Raw genomic sequence first — 15,717 nt, forward strand, 5'->3', positions numbered from 1 at the left:
TGCTAACTCAGCTCTTTAACACCCGTAGACGTCTCGATTTGCGCCCGATAACGCACTTTGGGCCCTTCAGTGACCAACGGTGGACGGTCTAAGGCGAATTCGTTGTAGAGCCTTTCGATCTCAGTTGGATCAGGATGCTCTACTGTCAGACCATGCAGTCGTGCACCCATATCTGGAATTTCCGACATGGAAGTTGGCACGCCCCAGTGGTCAATCAGCGAAGGCAAAGCCCCATCTAGCGGCAGGGAACCATCCTTGGGGATCGAAAATGCAAATTCAGGATCGACAAAAGGAAGCGAAACTTCATCACCAAAAATCCCAGTGTATTTGGATGAAATTCCGCCGATATCTTCCGAACTTGCGACCCAGCCCCGAAGACGTCGGCCTTCCTCCCAATCCGCTCGCACTTTTTCCTGATCATCAAGGCCAAACCATCGCGCCCGGTTCGGCTTAACTCCATTCGGATCAAGCGCAACGATCTCCAGATAGACACTCTCTCCAAGCTGGAGCCTGCGATTGTGCGTCCCCATATAAGTGTGGCGCGTCCCAAACGGTACATCCAGATCAAGACAACTCCGGACATGAGACACACCCTCATTCAAGGTTGGTGCAATGACGGTTATGTGGTCAAGTTTCAACAAATCCAGACATCTCCATTCCAGTAAGCTCTCTAACAGGCAACCACCGCGTTTTTCCGGTCCTCGCGGATCATATCCGATGCCTTCTCCGCAATCATAATTGTCGGAGAATTGGTGTTGCCGGAGACGATGCGAGGCATGATGGAAGCGTCAACAACGCGCAGGCCCTCAACGCCTTTCACCTTCAGACGCTCATCAACCACCGTGCCCATGGAGCAGGTGCCGACTGGGTGGAAGATGGTGGTGCCGATGTCCCCCGCTGCAATAGCAAGGTCTTCATCACTGACGACATGCGCACCCGGTAGATACTCCTCCGGCAAAAACTCGGCCATCGCCCTGGTTTCCATGATTGTCCGTGTCAGGCGCAAACTGTCAGCTGCCACACGTCGGTCACTCTCGGCAGAAAGATAGTTTGGCTGGATCTTTGGATGTGCAATTGCATTGCCGGACCCGATATGAACACTGCCGCGAGACTCTGGCCGTAAATTACAAACACTCGCTGTAATCGCCGGAAATTCGTGCAACGGATCGCCAAACTTATCCAGCGACAACGGCTGAATGTGATACTCGATATTCGGCGTTTCATAGGAGCTGTCAGAGCGCGTAAACACCCCAAGCTGACTGGGCGCCATGGACATTGGACCAGACCGGCTCAGCGCATACTCAGCCGCTATCTTCGCCTTGCCAATCAACGAGTTGGCTCGCTGGTTCAGCGTAACAGTGTTTTGAACCTTATAGATGCTGCGGATCTGCAGATGGTCCTGCAGGTTCTCGCCAACCTGAGGCTGATCCAGCACCATATCGATGCCATGCTGGGTCAAACGCTCTCCAGACCCAATACCGGACAATTCCAGAATTTGCGGTGACCCAATGGCCCCTGCACTCAGGATAATCTCTCCTGTACAGGCAGCAGAAGTCATTTCCCCGTTCACCATCATGCAAACACCAGTGGCGCGGCGCCCGCCAAACACGAGCGCAGTCGCCTGTGCATTCGTCAGAACCTTCAGGTTTCCTCTGTTCTCAGCAGGCTTCAAAAACCCCTTGGACGTACTCCAACGCACGCCCTTGCGCTGGTTCACCTGAAAATAGGAGGAGCCGAAGTTGTCACCACCGTTGAAGTCGTCAATTTTCGGAATGCCCACTTCCTCGCAAGCATCACGGAAACGGTCAAGGATCGGCCACGACAAACGTTGCTCTTCAACGCGCCATTCCCCGCCTTCCCCATGCACCTTGGAAGATCCGGCATAATGATCCTCTGACTTCAGGAAGTACGGCAGCACATCATCCCAGCCCCAGCCAGTCAGACCCAACTGGCGCCAGTTGTCATAATCCTGCGCCTGTCCGCGCAGATACAGCATGCCGTTGATGGAAGAGCACCCGCCCAACAGTTTGCCGCGCGGATAGTTCAGCTTGCGGCCATTCAACCCCGGTTCGGCCTCGGTCTGGAACCCCCAGTCCATACGCGGATTGCCCATGCAGTACAGATAGCCGACAGGGATATGCACCCACGGATGTTTATCGTTCCCACCAGCTTCCAGCAGCAGCACCTTCACATCCGGGTCCTGAGAAAGTCGGTTTGCAACAACACAGCCCGCTGAGCCAGCCCCAACCACGATGTAATCCCAGGTTCCCAATGCGCGCATGCCGGCCCTCCCAAGCCCTAAGTCTCGATGCTGCCTAGGATAGAAACTGAGCGGGAGGTTTGCACTAGTAAGATATGTTTAGATCACCCACGATGAGCCACCGCTGCAAAGCACCCACGCCGTGCATAATGCATTTGAATATAAGAGACATCCGGGTTCTCAAAGAAGCCCTCCAGCATCGGCTTGATGTCAGACCCTTGCGCGATATCCGCTTCAATCATCATGTGGTTTGCATCAAACCCGCGCAGTGACAACAACCGGGAGGACAGAGACACCGGAACTTCATTCTCAAAGGGCATTGCATCCGCTGCATTCTCGCGCACAAAAATCGCATGGGACGCTTTGTAGGGCGTGTCATTGGGCTGGTAGGCATAGTTCAGCAAAAACACCCGCTCCCCTACCTCGGCATCATCCAGTGTGACACGGCACGGAAAGCCCGGCTTCTCATCAGCCACATAAACAACCACATTACGCTCTGCCAGCTGCTCTTCGCTCAGGCCGTTCAGCACATCAAACTCGTCGGATTTCAATCCGGAAATAAAAAAAGCCATAGGTCACTCCTCAAGTTGGGAGCAACCTATGGCCTTCCGCAAACCGTAACCACCCGATTTGCGAGCAATTCAAATGTCAGCGCAGTTATGCCTGCGCTTGAGCCGCCGCAATCGCCTTGTCCAACTCCGTAACCAAACCACTATCCAGCTCCAGCCGTGCGGCAAGCATCATCAGATAGGCCTGCTCGGCAGGTAGGTTCGGGTCAATTGCAAGGCGCGATGCGGTGTAGATCTCAGCAGCCGTTTCCGGACAGGTCGCAAACGCCACCACGCGGTCAATGTCCAGCGGCGCGCGCATTTCATCCAGCACAAACGCTTTTTCTTCAGCACCCAGACCAAGCTCATCCAGCTTTTCAAAAATGCGCTGCATTTCATCGCCGTCCACAGTGCCATCTGCCTTGGCCGCCTGGATCATCGCAACGATCAGCGCCATAGCAAACTCTTTGGCATCACCAGCACCTGCATCCGGGTCAAACGCTGTGCCAGTCGGGTCCGGCAAGGCAAGCGGCTCTGGTACAGGTACAACGGTTGCGGGCGCTGCCTGAGTCTGCGTCTGCGCAGAACCATGAGGCGCAGCTGCACCACCGCCGCTATTGTTCTTACCGTCTTGCCATGTCTGGAATGCTTTGTAGGCAAGGCCACCAACCAGCGCCATGCCGCCGTATTTCACAGCCTTTTTGCCAAGTTTCTTGCCTTTCTTGCTGCCAAGAAGGTATCCGGCTAATCCACCAGCAACGGCACCGCCAGCAAGTCCGCCGGCGTTGTTTTTGATGTACGACTGCCCTTTGTCCAAGGCACCACGGGCCTGATTGCCACCGTTGGAACCCAAGAACTGATCAAGAAGTGCCTTGCTGTCGAACATCTGTAAACCTATCCCTTTGCTTTTGGACGTTACCCGTCAAATCTCTATGGAGATGGGAACCCAAAGTTTTCACTTCAAGATGCCCCATCCCGCAAAAACACAACCTGACAAAATTGTAATGTTTGAGAGCGTACTCCCGAAAAGTGGACACCGGTTTTCGGATTAGAGTACCCATCAGTTAATCTACTGCCCAAGCGGCAAATGGTTGTCGTCCCTTAGCGTATCCATCGCGATGGAGCTGCGCACGTTCTGCACCGCCTCATGAGGCAGCAGATCATTGTTGATCATCTCACTCAAGGCCTTCAGATCTTTCACCCGGATCTTGAGCATGTAATCCATGTCCCCCGTCATAGCGTAGGCTTCCTGCACGCTGGGGATGGTCCGCACCAGATCACGAAACAACCTGGCGTTCTCCTTGTTGTGCGTAGCCAGCGCCACTCCAACAAACGCCATCACATCCAGCCCCAGATACTCCGGTGAAAGATCAGCCTTATAGCGACGGATCACCCGCTCCTGCTCCAGCCGTGTCCGCCGACGCGAGACCTGCGAGGCAGAAAGGTGAATCACCTCCCCCAATTCCTGATTGGTCTGGCTGGCGTCTTCCTGCAGCGCTGCAAGTAACTTTAGGTCAAACTGGTCAAGCTCAATCATCATTCGCACCAAATCAATATATGACGCACATTTTGTGCATATACTGCGTGATTTTACGTAAGAATGCAAACCTGTCGCGCCACAGATATTTCAGAATGGCTATAAATTGCAGTGTATCGCCGAAAAGTGGGAACCGGTTTTCGGACAAAGATACGCAGGACGAATAGGAAGGCAGTTTTCATCGTATCAAACGATGACAAACAGCCTTCATCGCCTTGTTTGAGGAGGAACAAATGGGCCCATTTCCGCATGATGCAGGACCAGCTGAGATTACAGCAGAAAACCCTGCTGGCACCGACGGCTTCGAGTTCGTTGAATTTGCCCACCCAGAGCCGGAAAAGCTGGACGTCCTCTTCCGCCGCATGGGCTTTGCACCTGTTGCAAAGCATAAGAGCAAAAACATCACGCTCTACCGTCAGGGTGATGTGAACTACATCCTCAATGCAGAGCCAAACAGCTTCGCCTCCCGCTTCATTGACGAGCACGGCCCATGCGCCCCGTCCATGGCATGGCGCGTTGTTGATGCACAGCACGCATTTGAGCACGCGGTGAGCTGCGGGGCAGAAGCCTACACCGGCTCCGACAAAACCCTTGATGCACCCGCAATCAAAGGCATCGGCGGCTCCCTGCTTTACTTCATCGATAAGTACGGCGACAAAGGCTCTGCGTACTCAGAAGAGTTTGACTGGCTGGGCGAAGCAGACCCCAAACCAGCGGGCAAGAGCTTCTATTACCTCGACCACCTGACCCACAACGTCTATCGCGGCAACATGGACAAGTGGTGGACGTTCTACCGCGAGCTCTTCAACTTCAAGCAGATCCACTTCTTCGACATTGATGGCCGCATCACCGGCCTCGTCAGCCGCGCGATCACATCCCCATGTGGCAAAATCCGCATTCCGCTGAACGAGTCCAAGGACGACACCAGCCAGATCGAAGAGTACCTGAAGAAGTACAAAGGCGAAGGCATCCAGCACATCGCTGTGGGCACCGACGACATCTATGAAGCCACCGACAAACTGGCAGAAGACGGCCTCAAGTTCATGCCCGGCCCACCACAGACCTATTACGACCGCAGTACCGAGCGTGTACACGGCCACACCGAGCCGCTCGACCGCATGGCCAAACACGGCATCCTTATTGATGGCGAAGGCGTCATTGGCGGCGGCATGACAAAGATCCTGCTACAGATCTTCTCCAAAACTGTCATCGGCCCAATCTTCTTCGAATTCATCCAACGCAAAGGCGACGAAGGCTTCGGCGAAGGCAACTTCCGTGCCCTTTTTGAGAGCATAGAAGAAGACCAAATCCAACGCGGCGTCATAAAACACGACGCAGCCGAATAACTAGCAGTACACCTGCTAGAAAAAAGACCGAAAGCGACGGGGGCGCTTTCGGTCTTTTTTGTGTAGGATTGATAATCAAATCCCGTCTCGACAGTTCCCCGTAAAAGTAAGACCTTTTGAGAAGTTTATCGCAATTTCTTTGCTAGCTTCACGATACCCCCCGATCATCCCTGCTCGATAAGAATCTGTAATTTCAAACAATCGCAGCGGTTCTCGTCCGATAGTTTTTACTTCAGAAAAGTATGAAGATAATGGGAATTGGGCCGTTTCTACTCTAACATTTCCATCTGCTTCAGCCCACAAAATCCAAGGGCGATAAAATTCAAAGGCAGCAAACAGAGTTTCACCTTTGCCAGACTGCAGCCATTTTCCTTTGCAGGTAAGATTCATGGCATCTGTGGAATGATTTACAAGAATGTAAAATGTAATTCCGGAAACAATAGTTATTGCTAGAACACTTCTGACGAGGATTTTAACCAACTGAAGCATAGTCCCTCAAACACGAACCTCAACGACATCAACTTACGCTCAATCCAGAGATAGAAATTAGCAAAACACTTATTGCGGAACAAAATGAAACTTAGTTTTCTCTTGGATTGGCCAGCCGTCTTCATCTTCCTGCTGTTTAAGGGTGAAATCAGCAATCTTAGGAAAGAAAGGTGCAATCATCTCTCGAGCCTCAATCTCTGAGTTGGGTTTAGGGAAAAAACTGTTCCGCATGAGTGATATCCCGGAACAAGGGAGTTTCACTGTACCTGCGATTTCAATATCTTGACATGGATCATCGTCCCATCCGGGGGAGTCGACAACTACTGAGAATGAGATCTCAAAAGCGCGATACTCGTCTACTGGTTCCAACGTAAGAGTTCCCGACTTCGCAGCGATGTGCTGATAAATGAAGTACCATGAGCACTCCACGCCATCGATATTCTGGTCAGATATCTCAAAGGATGTTTTCTCTGAGGGCAATACCAGCCACTCAAAACTTAAGATCGTTTTCCAGTCTTCTCCAAAATAAGTGAATCGGGATAACTCAATACAAGCAGACCAATAAAGATTCCGCCGAACGCTAACCCGTGGGTTCTCGAACAAAACACCTGAGACATCACCACGCTCGTTTACGCGATAATCAATTAACTTTAAGGGATGGGTCATCTTTCGATGCTTTCTGCAAAGAGTAAAAATCTATTCGCGTAGGAATTGCGTCAACCATGCGAAACCAACAACGAACGGAATAACAATCGGCCAGAGCATACCGAAACCACTTAACTCAATCAGGGTAAACCCGACGACGCTGTAAACAACAGCGTAAAGTATTCTCATGCCAGTTTCCATTTTACCCAATCTTTCAAAATTTTCTGGCGGTCATCCGGCTTAACAAATTTGCTGGAAACAAGCTGAACCATCTTCGTCAGCGAACTACGTTTAAAGCAATGTACCCTCAACAAACTAGGGCTAATTAGTAGCAATATAAGTACAGATGTCAGACTATTGGAGACTACATTAAATCACAATCTTAAGCTGTAAGTCTCCAAAACTCACCCCACACCCAACCACGTCAGCCCCACAATCCATCCATAGCTCACCACCACGCAAAACACCGTAATCGGGAGCATCCACCAGCAGAATTGCCAGAAGGTGAAGGGGGTGGCGCCGAATTTCTCAGCTTGCTGGACCACGATGACGTTGCTGGCAGCGGAGATGATGAAGAGGTTTCCGGCCACGGTGGAGATGGTGGAGAGCATCATGAAGGTGCCAGTGCTGCCACCATCCAGCAGCTTCAGGTAAAGTTCCACCACTGGCACGTTGGAAAACAGCTGGCTGGCCCAAAAGCTCACCACAGCGGTTATCGTCAGGTCTGCCAGCTCCCCTTGCAAGGAGCCAAGCAGATATTGCAGGGAGCCGGATTGGTAGAGTGAGCCAGTGACGATAAACATAGCCACAAAGAAGATCAGCGTCGCCCAGTCCACCTCCTTGAACACCCGCAGGCGCTCATCTCCTGCCAGATAGATCGGCAGGCAGGACAACAGCCCAACCCAGCCAAACGGCAGCGGACCAAGGTGAAAGTACGTCCGCCCCAAACTATCGCCTGTGATGATGCCCACCAGCAGTACAACAGAAACCATCGCTGGCCATTGCCGAGGGCTCACCTCAACCGCTTCTGCCTGCGTTTCTACGTCTTCAGAGACCAGCGCACTCTCATCCGATCCATTCTTCTTCACCAGCTGGTGGAAGCGGAAGAACACAGCCACAAGGCAGACCACACCGGGCACCAGAGCCCACACAATGAACGTCGCCAGCATATTCTGAAAATTAGCGGCATTCACCACCAGAATGTTCTGCGGGTTGCCAACGGGTGAGACCATGGAACCAACCGTCACCGCCGCACACAGCGTCACCAAAACCACCGCCAGTTTCCACTTGAAGGCACGGCTCAGGATAATAGCAATAGGCACCCCAATCACCGCCGCCGCATCATTGGTCAGCACCGCTGCACAAATCGCCGAGGCCACAATGAACCACAGCAGCACGACGCCAGCATTGGCCCGCTTCAGCAGCATATCCGCGATTTCCTGCGAAAGACCTGTGTCATACAGCGACGAAGCAATGCTGAACACGGCAAACAGATAGAAGATCAGCTGCCAGTCCACCGCATGAAACGCAGTCACAGGCCTGATCTCCCCCAGCACCAACAGCACAATCGCGCCCGTCAGCATGATGTGCCAGATCCGCACCATGGGCGGAAGCCACTGGCGTACGGCAATTCCGAGGAAAATGAGGGCGGAAACAGCAAGAGAAACCGACATACCCCACCGTAGCCACCGTGGTTTGACAGCAGCTTAACCGCCACTTCGACAATAGACCAAAATCCTTGGGGGCTTGGAGAGAACTCTCACCTATTCTCAACGCAGATCACGCAACAGTCCAGGGTCTCCATGAAACTCAACAAGGCAATGCTTTCGACGAACTTCTTCGCCGGCGATGTCGTGGGTGGAATTGGACCTTATCTTGCAATCTACCTGCTCACGGGCTTGCAATGGTCCCCCGGCAACATCGGCATGGTCCTCGCCATTGGCTCGCTGACAACCGTCGCCTTGCAAACACCAGCTGGCGCCTTCATCGACAGCACCCGCAAAAAACGCCTGCTCCTCGCCTCGTGTGCCTTGCTCATCGGCTTCGCAACCATCTCGATCCTGCTGTTCTCGCAGTATCCGGCGGTGATTTACATTGCGCAGATCTTCATGGGCATTGCCGTCGCCTTTGTCGGCCCCTGCATCGCTGCCATAACTCTGGGCATATCAGGACCAGACCACTTCACTGTACAAATGGGCGCCAATCAGGCCGCTAACCATTCCGGCAATGTGTTTGCCGCCATTCTGGGCGCAGGTCTCGCACTGTGGATCTCGGCAGAAGGCGTGTTCTGGCTCGTTGCCCTCATGGCCGTCGGCATGGCCATCAGCATCGGCATGGTCAGCGGCTCGGCCATCAACCACAACGCAGCCCGAGGCGGCTTGCACCACACTCCCAACGATGGCGATGAACCGTCTACCGTCAGCACTATCCTGGCAGACAAACGCCTGCTCACACTGGTGCTCTGCGTATTCATGTTCCATTTCGCCAATGCTGCCATGCTGCCGCTGGTCGGGCAGAAGCTCTCGGTAAATTCCAACGTCAACATCGGCGTCGCCTTCGCGGCAACCTGCATCGTCGTGGCACAGTTCTGGATGACCATCATGTCCATCATCTGCGCTGCCAGAGCCGATATATGGGGCCGCAAGCCACTCTTCCTGCTCGCCTTCTTCATTCTGCCCATTCGTGGCATGCTGTTCATGTGGCTGGAAGACCCCGTCGCACTCATCTCCGTGCAATCACTGGATGGCATCGCCAACGGCATCTTCGGTGTGATTATCCTGCTCATCGCTGCAGATCTGACCCGAGGCACAGGCCGCTTCAATCTGGTGCAAGGCGCCCTCGCCGCCGTGGTTGGCATTGGTTCGGCTGCATCCAACCTGCTGGCTGAAGAAATCGTCCAGTTTTTCGGCTATTCTCCCGCCTTCATCACCCTTGCGGTTCTGGCCTTCATTGGCGGCACAATGTACCTGTTTCTGATGCCGGAAACTTTGCCAGCTCAAACAGATGAAGATGACGGAACAGCACCTCAACAAACGAGCTAGGACTTACGATTAGGTCACCTCAACTTTCGGGTGAAAACGCTGATTTATACGATTACTCTCTTTATTTACTGGTCCTCAAATACTTATGCTTATCTCGCAGATAAAAGAATGCGCTAGAAAACAAATGTTCAGGGCCTGAGGCGTGAATACAAATGAACGCGGACATGTTTTGAACACACAGTGCAGGCCAGTACTCGAATGATCGAAAAAGCCAGTAGAGAGCAGGTTCGTCGCCAAAACCGGTTCGTGGTGTTGTCCACGTTGCGGCGTCATACCACTCTGGCCCGTGTCGACCTTGGCCGGCTAACAGGTCTTTCTCTAGCCGCCGTCACCTCCATCACCGCTGATCTGAAAGATCGCGGTCTGATCACAGAGGTGGAAGAACAGCCCAATCCGGATGCCAACACCCGTGGCCGCCCGCGCACCTATCTGCGTCTGCGTGATGATGTCGCCCATGTGGTCACAGTCAAGCTCTCAGTAGACCGTGTTTCGCTTGCTCTGGTGGACTATACCGGCCACCAGCATGCCGAAGCTAAGTTCATGGTGGAATCCTCAGATATGGGCGGCGAAGCATTCATCGCCCTGCTCGCCCGCGAAATAAAAGCGCTGATGAAAACAGAGCCGCTTCGCGCCCGCAGCGTCATGGAAATCACCGTGGCAACGCAAGGCATCGTTGGCAAACGCAACGGCTCCATCATCTGGTCACCCACCATTGCAGAACGACAGGTGGAACTCACTGCCAAGCTCTCCAAGACCCTCGGCATCACCTGCACGCTGTACAACGACACCAACATGATCGCCGAGGCCCTGCACCGGCAAGACGCTGAGAAATACAGCGGCAACTTCGTGGTGGTTTATATCGACCGCGGCGTCGGCATGGGCATCTTCATCAAAAACGCGCTCTACCGTGGCGAAACCGGAGCCGCCGCTGAATACGGCCACTCACCCTTTACGCCAGAAGGAGCGGCATGCAGATGTGGCAAGAAGGGCTGTCTGGAAGCCTACATCGCTGACTACGCGCTCTACCGTGAAGCCCAGAAGCTGCCCAAGGAAACCTCTCCCTCCGCCATGTTCTATGGGCCGGAGTACATTCAGAACCTACGTGCAAGAGCCCGCATAGGTGAAGCGCAGGCGCAAAAGGTCTTCACAGATGCAGGCTTCGCTCTGGGCGTCAGCCTCGCCCGCACCATTTCCCTGCTGGACCCAAGCCGCATCGTCCTCACCGGCAAAGCCATGCAAGCCTACGACCTCTTCAAGCACGGCATGAACAAAGGGCTGGAAAGTGGCCTGCTGGCACCTCTGCTGGATTCAGTGAACCTTGAAGTGCTACCATGGGATGAAGATTTCATCCTCCAGGGCTTGTTGATCAAAGCCCTGAAGCATCTGGATGAGGCACTGATCCATTAAGGCGTACTCCCGAAAAGTGGCTCCGGTTTTCGGATAAGCGTGTACACAAAAAAAGCCGGCCCCAAAGGAACCGGCTTTCTCAAAACTCGCTTGAGCACGCTCAGTTGCGTGACAGCATTGCAGAAGGCAAACCGCGTGCAATTGTGTGCGCAACAACAGCAGCAAGAGCAACCTTGATCAGGTCTCCCGGAAGAAACGGCAAGCTGCCAACCATGATGGCCTTCTCCATGGTCATACCAGCTTTGTAAGCCAGCACCGGCACGCCAAGCGCATGCACCACAACAATGCCGCCAATCACGCCGGAAACAACTGCGCCAAACACCACATTCATGTTGCGCATAGCTTTCATGATCGCCCCAACAACAATCGCACCAACAAAGTAGCCTGCCAGATAGCCAGCTGTCGCGCCATAAAACACGCCAATGCCACCACGGCCACCAGCCAGAAACGGCAGGCCAAGCGCCACCAAAAACAGCAGCAAAGCAACCGCAAGCCCACCACGCACTGGACCAAGCATCATGCCAGCCAACATCACACCAAGCGACTGCGCAGTAATTGGAATTCCACCAGCAAGACCCAGCTCAATCCTGGGCACCAAACCCAGAGCAGCAATCAGCGCCGCATAAAATGCAATCTGAACAAGAGAACGATCGCTAGACATAGTCATCCTATCTATTTCTTATCACGGTCAAAGCCGTCAGCCCCGCCTCGGGCTGTCAAAGCTTCGGCAACATGATCTGTCATTTTAATCGCGTGTAACGCAAATGGGGCAAGCAAGCGCCAGCTGTTGGCGTGGGCTGTTCTGGCTTTATACGCTTCTTGCAGCGACGCATAAACCGCCAGCAGCACCGGAACGAACCGGATAACCAAAGCCACTGCCAGCGAGATGCGCCTTGGAGACATACCAAACACACGCAGAGGCCGGAACAACGGTTCCACCGCATCCATCAAGGCCTCCATATGCGTTGTTATACTAATAAAATTGGCAAGGAGCACCATCGCCAATAGACGCAACACAGCAATGATGCCCTGCTCAATATCGCCTAAAAACACATGCACCAGAAAAATGATCCCCATCATCCAGAGCAGCGGGCGAACCACCTTCACCTTCTCCAGCCCCTGCCGGCCAAGCGTCGCATACAGCGCCACCACAAACACCAGCAGAGCAGCAGAGAACCAAAGCGTATTGAACGGAATGATCAGCAGGCTCAGCACAAACAAAAAGATCAGCTTCACTCTGGCAGGAAGCTTATGCGCCCAACTGTTACCCGCCATGTAAAGGGAGATCATGCGCGCGCTACCCCCTCAAAATGAAGGTCCACGCCAGAAAGCTCATGCGCCTGATAGTCTGCCAGCACATCCGCAGGCACACCAAACTGCTTGAGCTTACCGTCTTCAATCCAGAGCACTTTGTCATAGTCACTCAGCGCATCCAGCTCATGGCTGACAAAGAGGATCTGCTGATCCAGCTTCTCCAGCTTCCGCCGCAGTGCCACTCGTGTCCGCAAATCCAGACTGGAAAACGGCTCATCCAGCACCAGCAGTTTCGGTTCCATGATGAGCACGGCCAAAATACAGATCAGCTGCTTTTGACCTTCAGAAAGCTCATGAACCGGACGCTCTCCCAACTGCTCAATGCCATGGTCTCTCAACAACGCAAGGCTCTGCACCTTTGCATCCGCTTTGCCCACCCCAATCTGGCGCAGGCCAAAGCTCAACTCTTCCAGAGCGGTCGGAAAGATCAGCTGATGATCCGGGTTCTGGAACACAAACCCAGTCACCCGTGCCAGCTTCTTGGCCCCTTCCTCAGCAGAAACACCGTGAACCAGCAAAGATCCGGCACTCACCGGCAGCAAACCATTCAGGCTGCGCACAAGCGTAGACTTGCCAGACCCGTTCCGACCAATAATCCCAACCCGCTGATCCGGCAGCGCAACACTCAGATCACTGATGATCGTCAAACCGCTCCGTTCAATGGAAACATGGTCAAAATTGATTGTTTTTGAAGTGTCGTTCACGCCGCAATATCACCTGCCAAAGGAGTTGCATTCCTATACACAATGCAGCATGCCAACACCACGGAAATCTAAGAGATCAGGGCTGACCATCACGGTTCGACAAGCCTAGTCCTATGTGTCATGTCCGCAACCTTTTCAGCAAAGCAGTTCACCAATGCCCTTGTTGCCAACCATTGAGGCCAAACGCAGATCAATATCAAGTTATTGCTGATCGAGTCTGGCCAACAACGGAAATTCGAGCGTTTCCATCTGGGGTTGAGGCAATTCTTTTAGAAGTTACTGCGGGCGTTTTCATGAACACTTTTCGGTTGGACCTCTGTGCTCACTTTTGCTGGATGTGTCACGGGTCGTTGAGCCTATTTGCCAATTGCTGCGGTCTGCACCAATATCGACTGTCTCGGCTTGGCGTTGGGCATGCAACGTTGAATCAAGTCGGCAATACTACGCCAATTCAGTAGGTATCAGTGTGCCGCATTGAAAGATAGCAAGGACATCTGTACCCCCATGCCCAGATGCCCCATGGAGTGCCTCAGTTTAATTCAAAGTGATCCGCCAAGGCGTCGATAATGGTGTTAAGCACCTGAGTTCGATCCGTCCCCACCGGGTCAGTGCAGACAGGATCGTCTTGTTCTTCGATCAGAAGAGCTTCACCTGCGGGCTTACACAGTCCAAGTGCTGTAAAATGCGTAGCGGGTGCGATAGTCTTAACAGAAGCCTGCGGCACCAAAGCCTCAAAATTGCTGCCCATGGCGCTCGTGTCTGTCGCATTAAGCCTATGGGTTCCTTCGCCCAACCCTACAAGAAGAAGCGGAACCGTTACATCCTGCACATCCTGTGGCGCAAGATCCCAAGTTAGACCAGGATCAATAGCCGCGACGCCACTGATACGTGGATCCCTGTAGGATGCCTCATACCTGTCTTGATCGATTGCCGTAATGTCGACGCCCTCTGCTGTCAGTTCATTGCAAAACTGTGACCCTGCACCAGCAGTTTTGCAATAGTCGAAAAACCCATCGCGACTGCCTTGGACGCCCGCAAGAGAAAGGGCAGTCCATCCCCCGTAGGATAAACCTGTGGCAAAGATCCGTGTTTCGTCGATGATGGGTGCGAAAATCGGATCTTGTAAAACATAGTCCAACGCGGCGGACATGTCTTCGGCGCGAGTCCAATGGTCGAGTGCGGAGGCGTAGTCAAAGTCGAAGGTTGTAGTATTTGGGTGATTGACCGCTACAACGATTGCCCCTCTCGAAACCAACCCGGCGCTAAGCCAAGCCATGCGCGCGTAATTTCCGCCCCATCCATGTGAGAGAAGAACGACTGGGTATTGTCCTTGTATTGGCTCGGCGTCTTTGAACACAGAAGTTCCATAGAATATCTCATTTTCAGCAATCACAGTCTGGTGCTGACCCACGGTAGGGAACATGACAGCCATCTGCATATCTTGGTCATGATGGGGAGCCGCTATAGTCAGCTCGTTGAGGCCGACATCTTGTGCTGCGATTCCAGTGCCAGCAGAGAGGATCGAAGCGAGGGCAAGGACAGTAGTTTTCATGGAGTGCCTATCGGTGAAGTGGTTTGAATGTTGACACCTTCATTCAGACGCTGACGAGATTTTATTCGACCTAGATCCGGTTTAAGGTCACGCAGATCAGGATTTAGGTCCTATTAAGTAAGGAAAAGGACCTCGCCTGATGCCAGATACCCATGATTATCGCTCTGCTGCTATTGGGCCTTCTTTTGCACTCTGTGCTAACTCGCGGGACGCACGCAATCAGAAATAGCAAGAACATAAAACCGGCGAGGCCCTGCTCTGAGAAGAATACCGGCAAATATGCCATCAACACCATGCTGCGCCCGCAAATGCCTACGCCTTTACGAAGGACTGCAATGGGCTCAAAAAGTCATACCTCATAATTTCTTGTTCCTTTGAGGCCTTTCTGGGCAATGTCAGCGGCGAGCGCATTACTAATCTCGGTTGCGGGGAAGACAACAACACCCGCAAGCTGACAAGAGCGGGTGCTCGCATGTCTGGTGCTGATCTTTCAAAGAACATGATCACCCATGCAATTGCCGAGGAGCAAAAGCCCCATTAGACATTACCTACGCAACCAGCTCCTTCGGCTCCAACACTGGCTTTCCTGGCGAAAAGACGAGGGAAGAGAGGCGACAGATCTGGTTGTCTCCAAGTGCTTGGACCAAAGACACGTCGCAGATCAATGGAACTTCGCACGGCGTGGACACCAGTCAGAGATCCAGCGCTTCAGCGTACCCAGATTCCCTCGCACCTTGAGCGGTTATCTAGAGCGTGCTGCGCCAGATCTGATTCAGGTTTCTCATTTTAACTTTTTGTGATTCAATGTTGCCATCCTTGTTTTTGGAGGGCACATGGGCAAGCCATATCCGATAGAATTACGTGAACGGGTTGT

The 15,717-nt window shown here is 53.1% G+C and carries 16 protein-coding genes; 3 read left to right on the plus strand and 13 right to left on the minus strand.

From position 1 onward, the window contains the following. Positions 1–2: 2 nt before the first annotated feature. The 5 genes from PsAD37_RS26760 to PsAD37_RS26780 form a co-directional block, all read right to left on the minus strand. On the minus strand, positions 3–641 hold the full coding sequence (locus PsAD37_RS26760) for a VOC family protein (RefSeq protein WP_063298669.1): 639 nt from the start codon (positions 639–641) through the stop codon (positions 3–5). A gap of 29 nt (positions 642–670) precedes the next feature. Then, on the minus strand, positions 671–2,281 hold the full coding sequence (locus tag PsAD37_RS26765; protein ID WP_063298670.1) for a GMC family oxidoreductase: 1,611 nt from the start codon (positions 2,279–2,281) through the stop codon (positions 671–673). 83 nt (positions 2,282–2,364) lie between these two features. Then, the gene (locus PsAD37_RS26770; RefSeq protein ID WP_063298671.1) at positions 2,365–2,832 is read right to left on the minus strand and encodes a DUF1203 domain-containing protein; all 468 of its coding nucleotides are present in this window, start codon (positions 2,830–2,832) and stop codon (positions 2,365–2,367) included. An 85-nt stretch (positions 2,833–2,917) separates the two neighbouring features. Further along, positions 2,918–3,694 (minus strand): tellurite resistance TerB family protein, encoded by a 777-nt coding sequence (locus PsAD37_RS26775; protein WP_063298672.1) that lies wholly within the window; start codon positions 3,692–3,694, stop codon positions 2,918–2,920. A 183-nt stretch (positions 3,695–3,877) separates the two neighbouring features. Next, entirely contained in the window at positions 3,878–4,345 is a 468-nt protein-coding gene (locus tag PsAD37_RS26780; RefSeq protein WP_063298673.1) for an Lrp/AsnC family transcriptional regulator, read from the minus strand. A gap of 233 nt (positions 4,346–4,578) precedes the next feature. Here PsAD37_RS26780 and hppD point away from each other — a divergent pair, with 233 nt between their 5' ends. Further along, on the plus strand, positions 4,579–5,691 hold the full coding sequence (gene hppD, locus PsAD37_RS26785) for a 4-hydroxyphenylpyruvate dioxygenase (protein ID WP_063298674.1): 1,113 nt from the start codon (positions 4,579–4,581) through the stop codon (positions 5,689–5,691). A gap of 75 nt (positions 5,692–5,766) precedes the next feature. Here the strand turns inward: hppD and PsAD37_RS26790 are convergent, their stop codons facing one another. The 4 genes from PsAD37_RS26790 to PsAD37_RS26800 all read right to left on the minus strand — a co-directional run bounded on the left by PsAD37_RS26790 (position 5,767) and on the right by PsAD37_RS26800 (position 8,498). Next, positions 5,767–6,180: a hypothetical protein gene (locus PsAD37_RS26790; protein WP_063291817.1), complete on the minus strand. Its 414-nt coding sequence runs from the start codon at positions 6,178–6,180 to the stop codon at positions 5,767–5,769. A 69-nt stretch (positions 6,181–6,249) separates the two neighbouring features. Continuing rightward, complete coding sequence (locus PsAD37_RS26795; RefSeq protein ID WP_063291818.1) at positions 6,250–6,846, minus strand: hypothetical protein; 597 nt, start codon at positions 6,844–6,846, stop codon at positions 6,250–6,252. A gap of 30 nt (positions 6,847–6,876) precedes the next feature. Continuing rightward, a complete protein-coding gene (locus tag PsAD37_RS28490) occupies positions 6,877–7,014 on the minus strand; it encodes a hypothetical protein (RefSeq protein ID WP_193778338.1) in 138 nt (45 codons plus the stop codon). A gap of 215 nt (positions 7,015–7,229) precedes the next feature. Further along, entirely contained in the window at positions 7,230–8,498 is a 1,269-nt protein-coding gene (locus PsAD37_RS26800; protein ID WP_063298675.1) for an SLC13 family permease, read from the minus strand. Between the two features lie 129 nt (positions 8,499–8,627). Between PsAD37_RS26800 and PsAD37_RS26805 the strand changes: the two genes are divergently transcribed. Next, positions 8,628–9,866: an MFS transporter gene (locus PsAD37_RS26805; protein WP_063290400.1), complete on the plus strand. Its 1,239-nt coding sequence runs from the start codon at positions 8,628–8,630 to the stop codon at positions 9,864–9,866. 198 nt (positions 9,867–10,064) lie between these two features. Further along, positions 10,065–11,273, plus strand: coding sequence for an ROK family protein (locus PsAD37_RS26810; protein ID WP_063290401.1), 1,209 nt, complete (start codon positions 10,065–10,067; stop codon positions 11,271–11,273). Positions 11,274–11,373: 100 nt separating this feature from the next. Here the strand turns inward: PsAD37_RS26810 and PsAD37_RS26815 are convergent, their stop codons facing one another. The 4 genes from PsAD37_RS26815 to PsAD37_RS26830 all read right to left on the minus strand — a co-directional run bounded on the left by PsAD37_RS26815 (position 11,374) and on the right by PsAD37_RS26830 (position 14,843). Then, a complete protein-coding gene (locus PsAD37_RS26815; RefSeq protein ID WP_084408133.1) occupies positions 11,374–11,940 on the minus strand; it encodes a biotin transporter BioY in 567 nt (188 codons plus the stop codon). A gap of 5 nt (positions 11,941–11,945) precedes the next feature. Beyond that, the gene (locus PsAD37_RS26820; protein ID WP_063298676.1) at positions 11,946–12,563 is read right to left on the minus strand and encodes an energy-coupling factor transporter transmembrane protein EcfT; all 618 of its coding nucleotides are present in this window, start codon (positions 12,561–12,563) and stop codon (positions 11,946–11,948) included. After that, positions 12,560–13,291: an energy-coupling factor ABC transporter ATP-binding protein gene (locus tag PsAD37_RS26825; RefSeq protein ID WP_063298677.1), complete on the minus strand. Its 732-nt coding sequence runs from the start codon at positions 13,289–13,291 to the stop codon at positions 12,560–12,562. The genes PsAD37_RS26820 and PsAD37_RS26825 overlap by 4 nt, the downstream gene beginning before the upstream one ends. Positions 13,292–13,820: 529 nt before the next feature. Beyond that, positions 13,821–14,843 carry a prolyl oligopeptidase family serine peptidase gene (locus PsAD37_RS26830; protein ID WP_063298678.1) on the minus strand — a complete coding sequence of 341 codons (1,023 nt, stop codon included), beginning with the start codon at positions 14,841–14,843 and terminating at the stop codon, positions 13,821–13,823. Between the last annotated feature and the right edge of the window lie 874 nt (positions 14,844–15,717).

Origin of the sequence: Pseudovibrio sp. Ad37 (assembly GCF_001623075.1) — a bacterium.
In the GTDB taxonomy this organism is placed as follows: Bacteria; Pseudomonadota; Alphaproteobacteria; order Rhizobiales; family Stappiaceae; genus Pseudovibrio.

Excerpts from the sequence above, each read along its gene's own strand:
- PsAD37_RS26810 (WP_063290401.1), top strand. The coding sequence starts at position 10,065 with ATGATCGAAAAAGCCAGTAGAGAGCAGGTTCGTCGCCAAAACCGGTTC.
- PsAD37_RS26820 (WP_063298676.1), bottom strand. The coding sequence starts at position 12,563 with ATGATCTCCCTTTACATGGCGGGTAACAGTTGGGCGCATAAGCTTCCT.
- PsAD37_RS26770 (WP_063298671.1), bottom strand. The coding sequence starts at position 2,832 with ATGGCTTTTTTTATTTCCGGATTGAAATCCGACGAGTTTGATGTGCTG.
- PsAD37_RS26795 (WP_063291818.1), bottom strand. The coding sequence starts at position 6,846 with ATGACCCATCCCTTAAAGTTAATTGATTATCGCGTAAACGAGCGTGGT.
- hppD (WP_063298674.1), top strand. The coding sequence starts at position 4,579 with ATGGGCCCATTTCCGCATGATGCAGGACCAGCTGAGATTACAGCAGAA.
- PsAD37_RS26780 (WP_063298673.1), bottom strand. The coding sequence starts at position 4,345 with ATGATTGAGCTTGACCAGTTTGACCTAAAGTTACTTGCAGCGCTGCAG.
- PsAD37_RS26800 (WP_063298675.1), bottom strand. The coding sequence starts at position 8,498 with ATGTCGGTTTCTCTTGCTGTTTCCGCCCTCATTTTCCTCGGAATTGCC.
- PsAD37_RS26790 (WP_063291817.1), bottom strand. The coding sequence starts at position 6,180 with ATGCTTCAGTTGGTTAAAATCCTCGTCAGAAGTGTTCTAGCAATAACT.
- PsAD37_RS28490 (WP_193778338.1), bottom strand. The coding sequence starts at position 7,014 with ATGAGAATACTTTACGCTGTTGTTTACAGCGTCGTCGGGTTTACCCTG.
- PsAD37_RS26830 (WP_063298678.1), bottom strand. The coding sequence starts at position 14,843 with ATGAAAACTACTGTCCTTGCCCTCGCTTCGATCCTCTCTGCTGGCACT.
- PsAD37_RS26805 (WP_063290400.1), top strand. The coding sequence starts at position 8,628 with ATGAAACTCAACAAGGCAATGCTTTCGACGAACTTCTTCGCCGGCGAT.
- PsAD37_RS26815 (WP_084408133.1), bottom strand. The coding sequence starts at position 11,940 with ATGACTATGTCTAGCGATCGTTCTCTTGTTCAGATTGCATTTTATGCG.
- PsAD37_RS26765 (WP_063298670.1), bottom strand. The coding sequence starts at position 2,281 with ATGCGCGCATTGGGAACCTGGGATTACATCGTGGTTGGGGCTGGCTCA.
- PsAD37_RS26775 (WP_063298672.1), bottom strand. The coding sequence starts at position 3,694 with ATGTTCGACAGCAAGGCACTTCTTGATCAGTTCTTGGGTTCCAACGGT.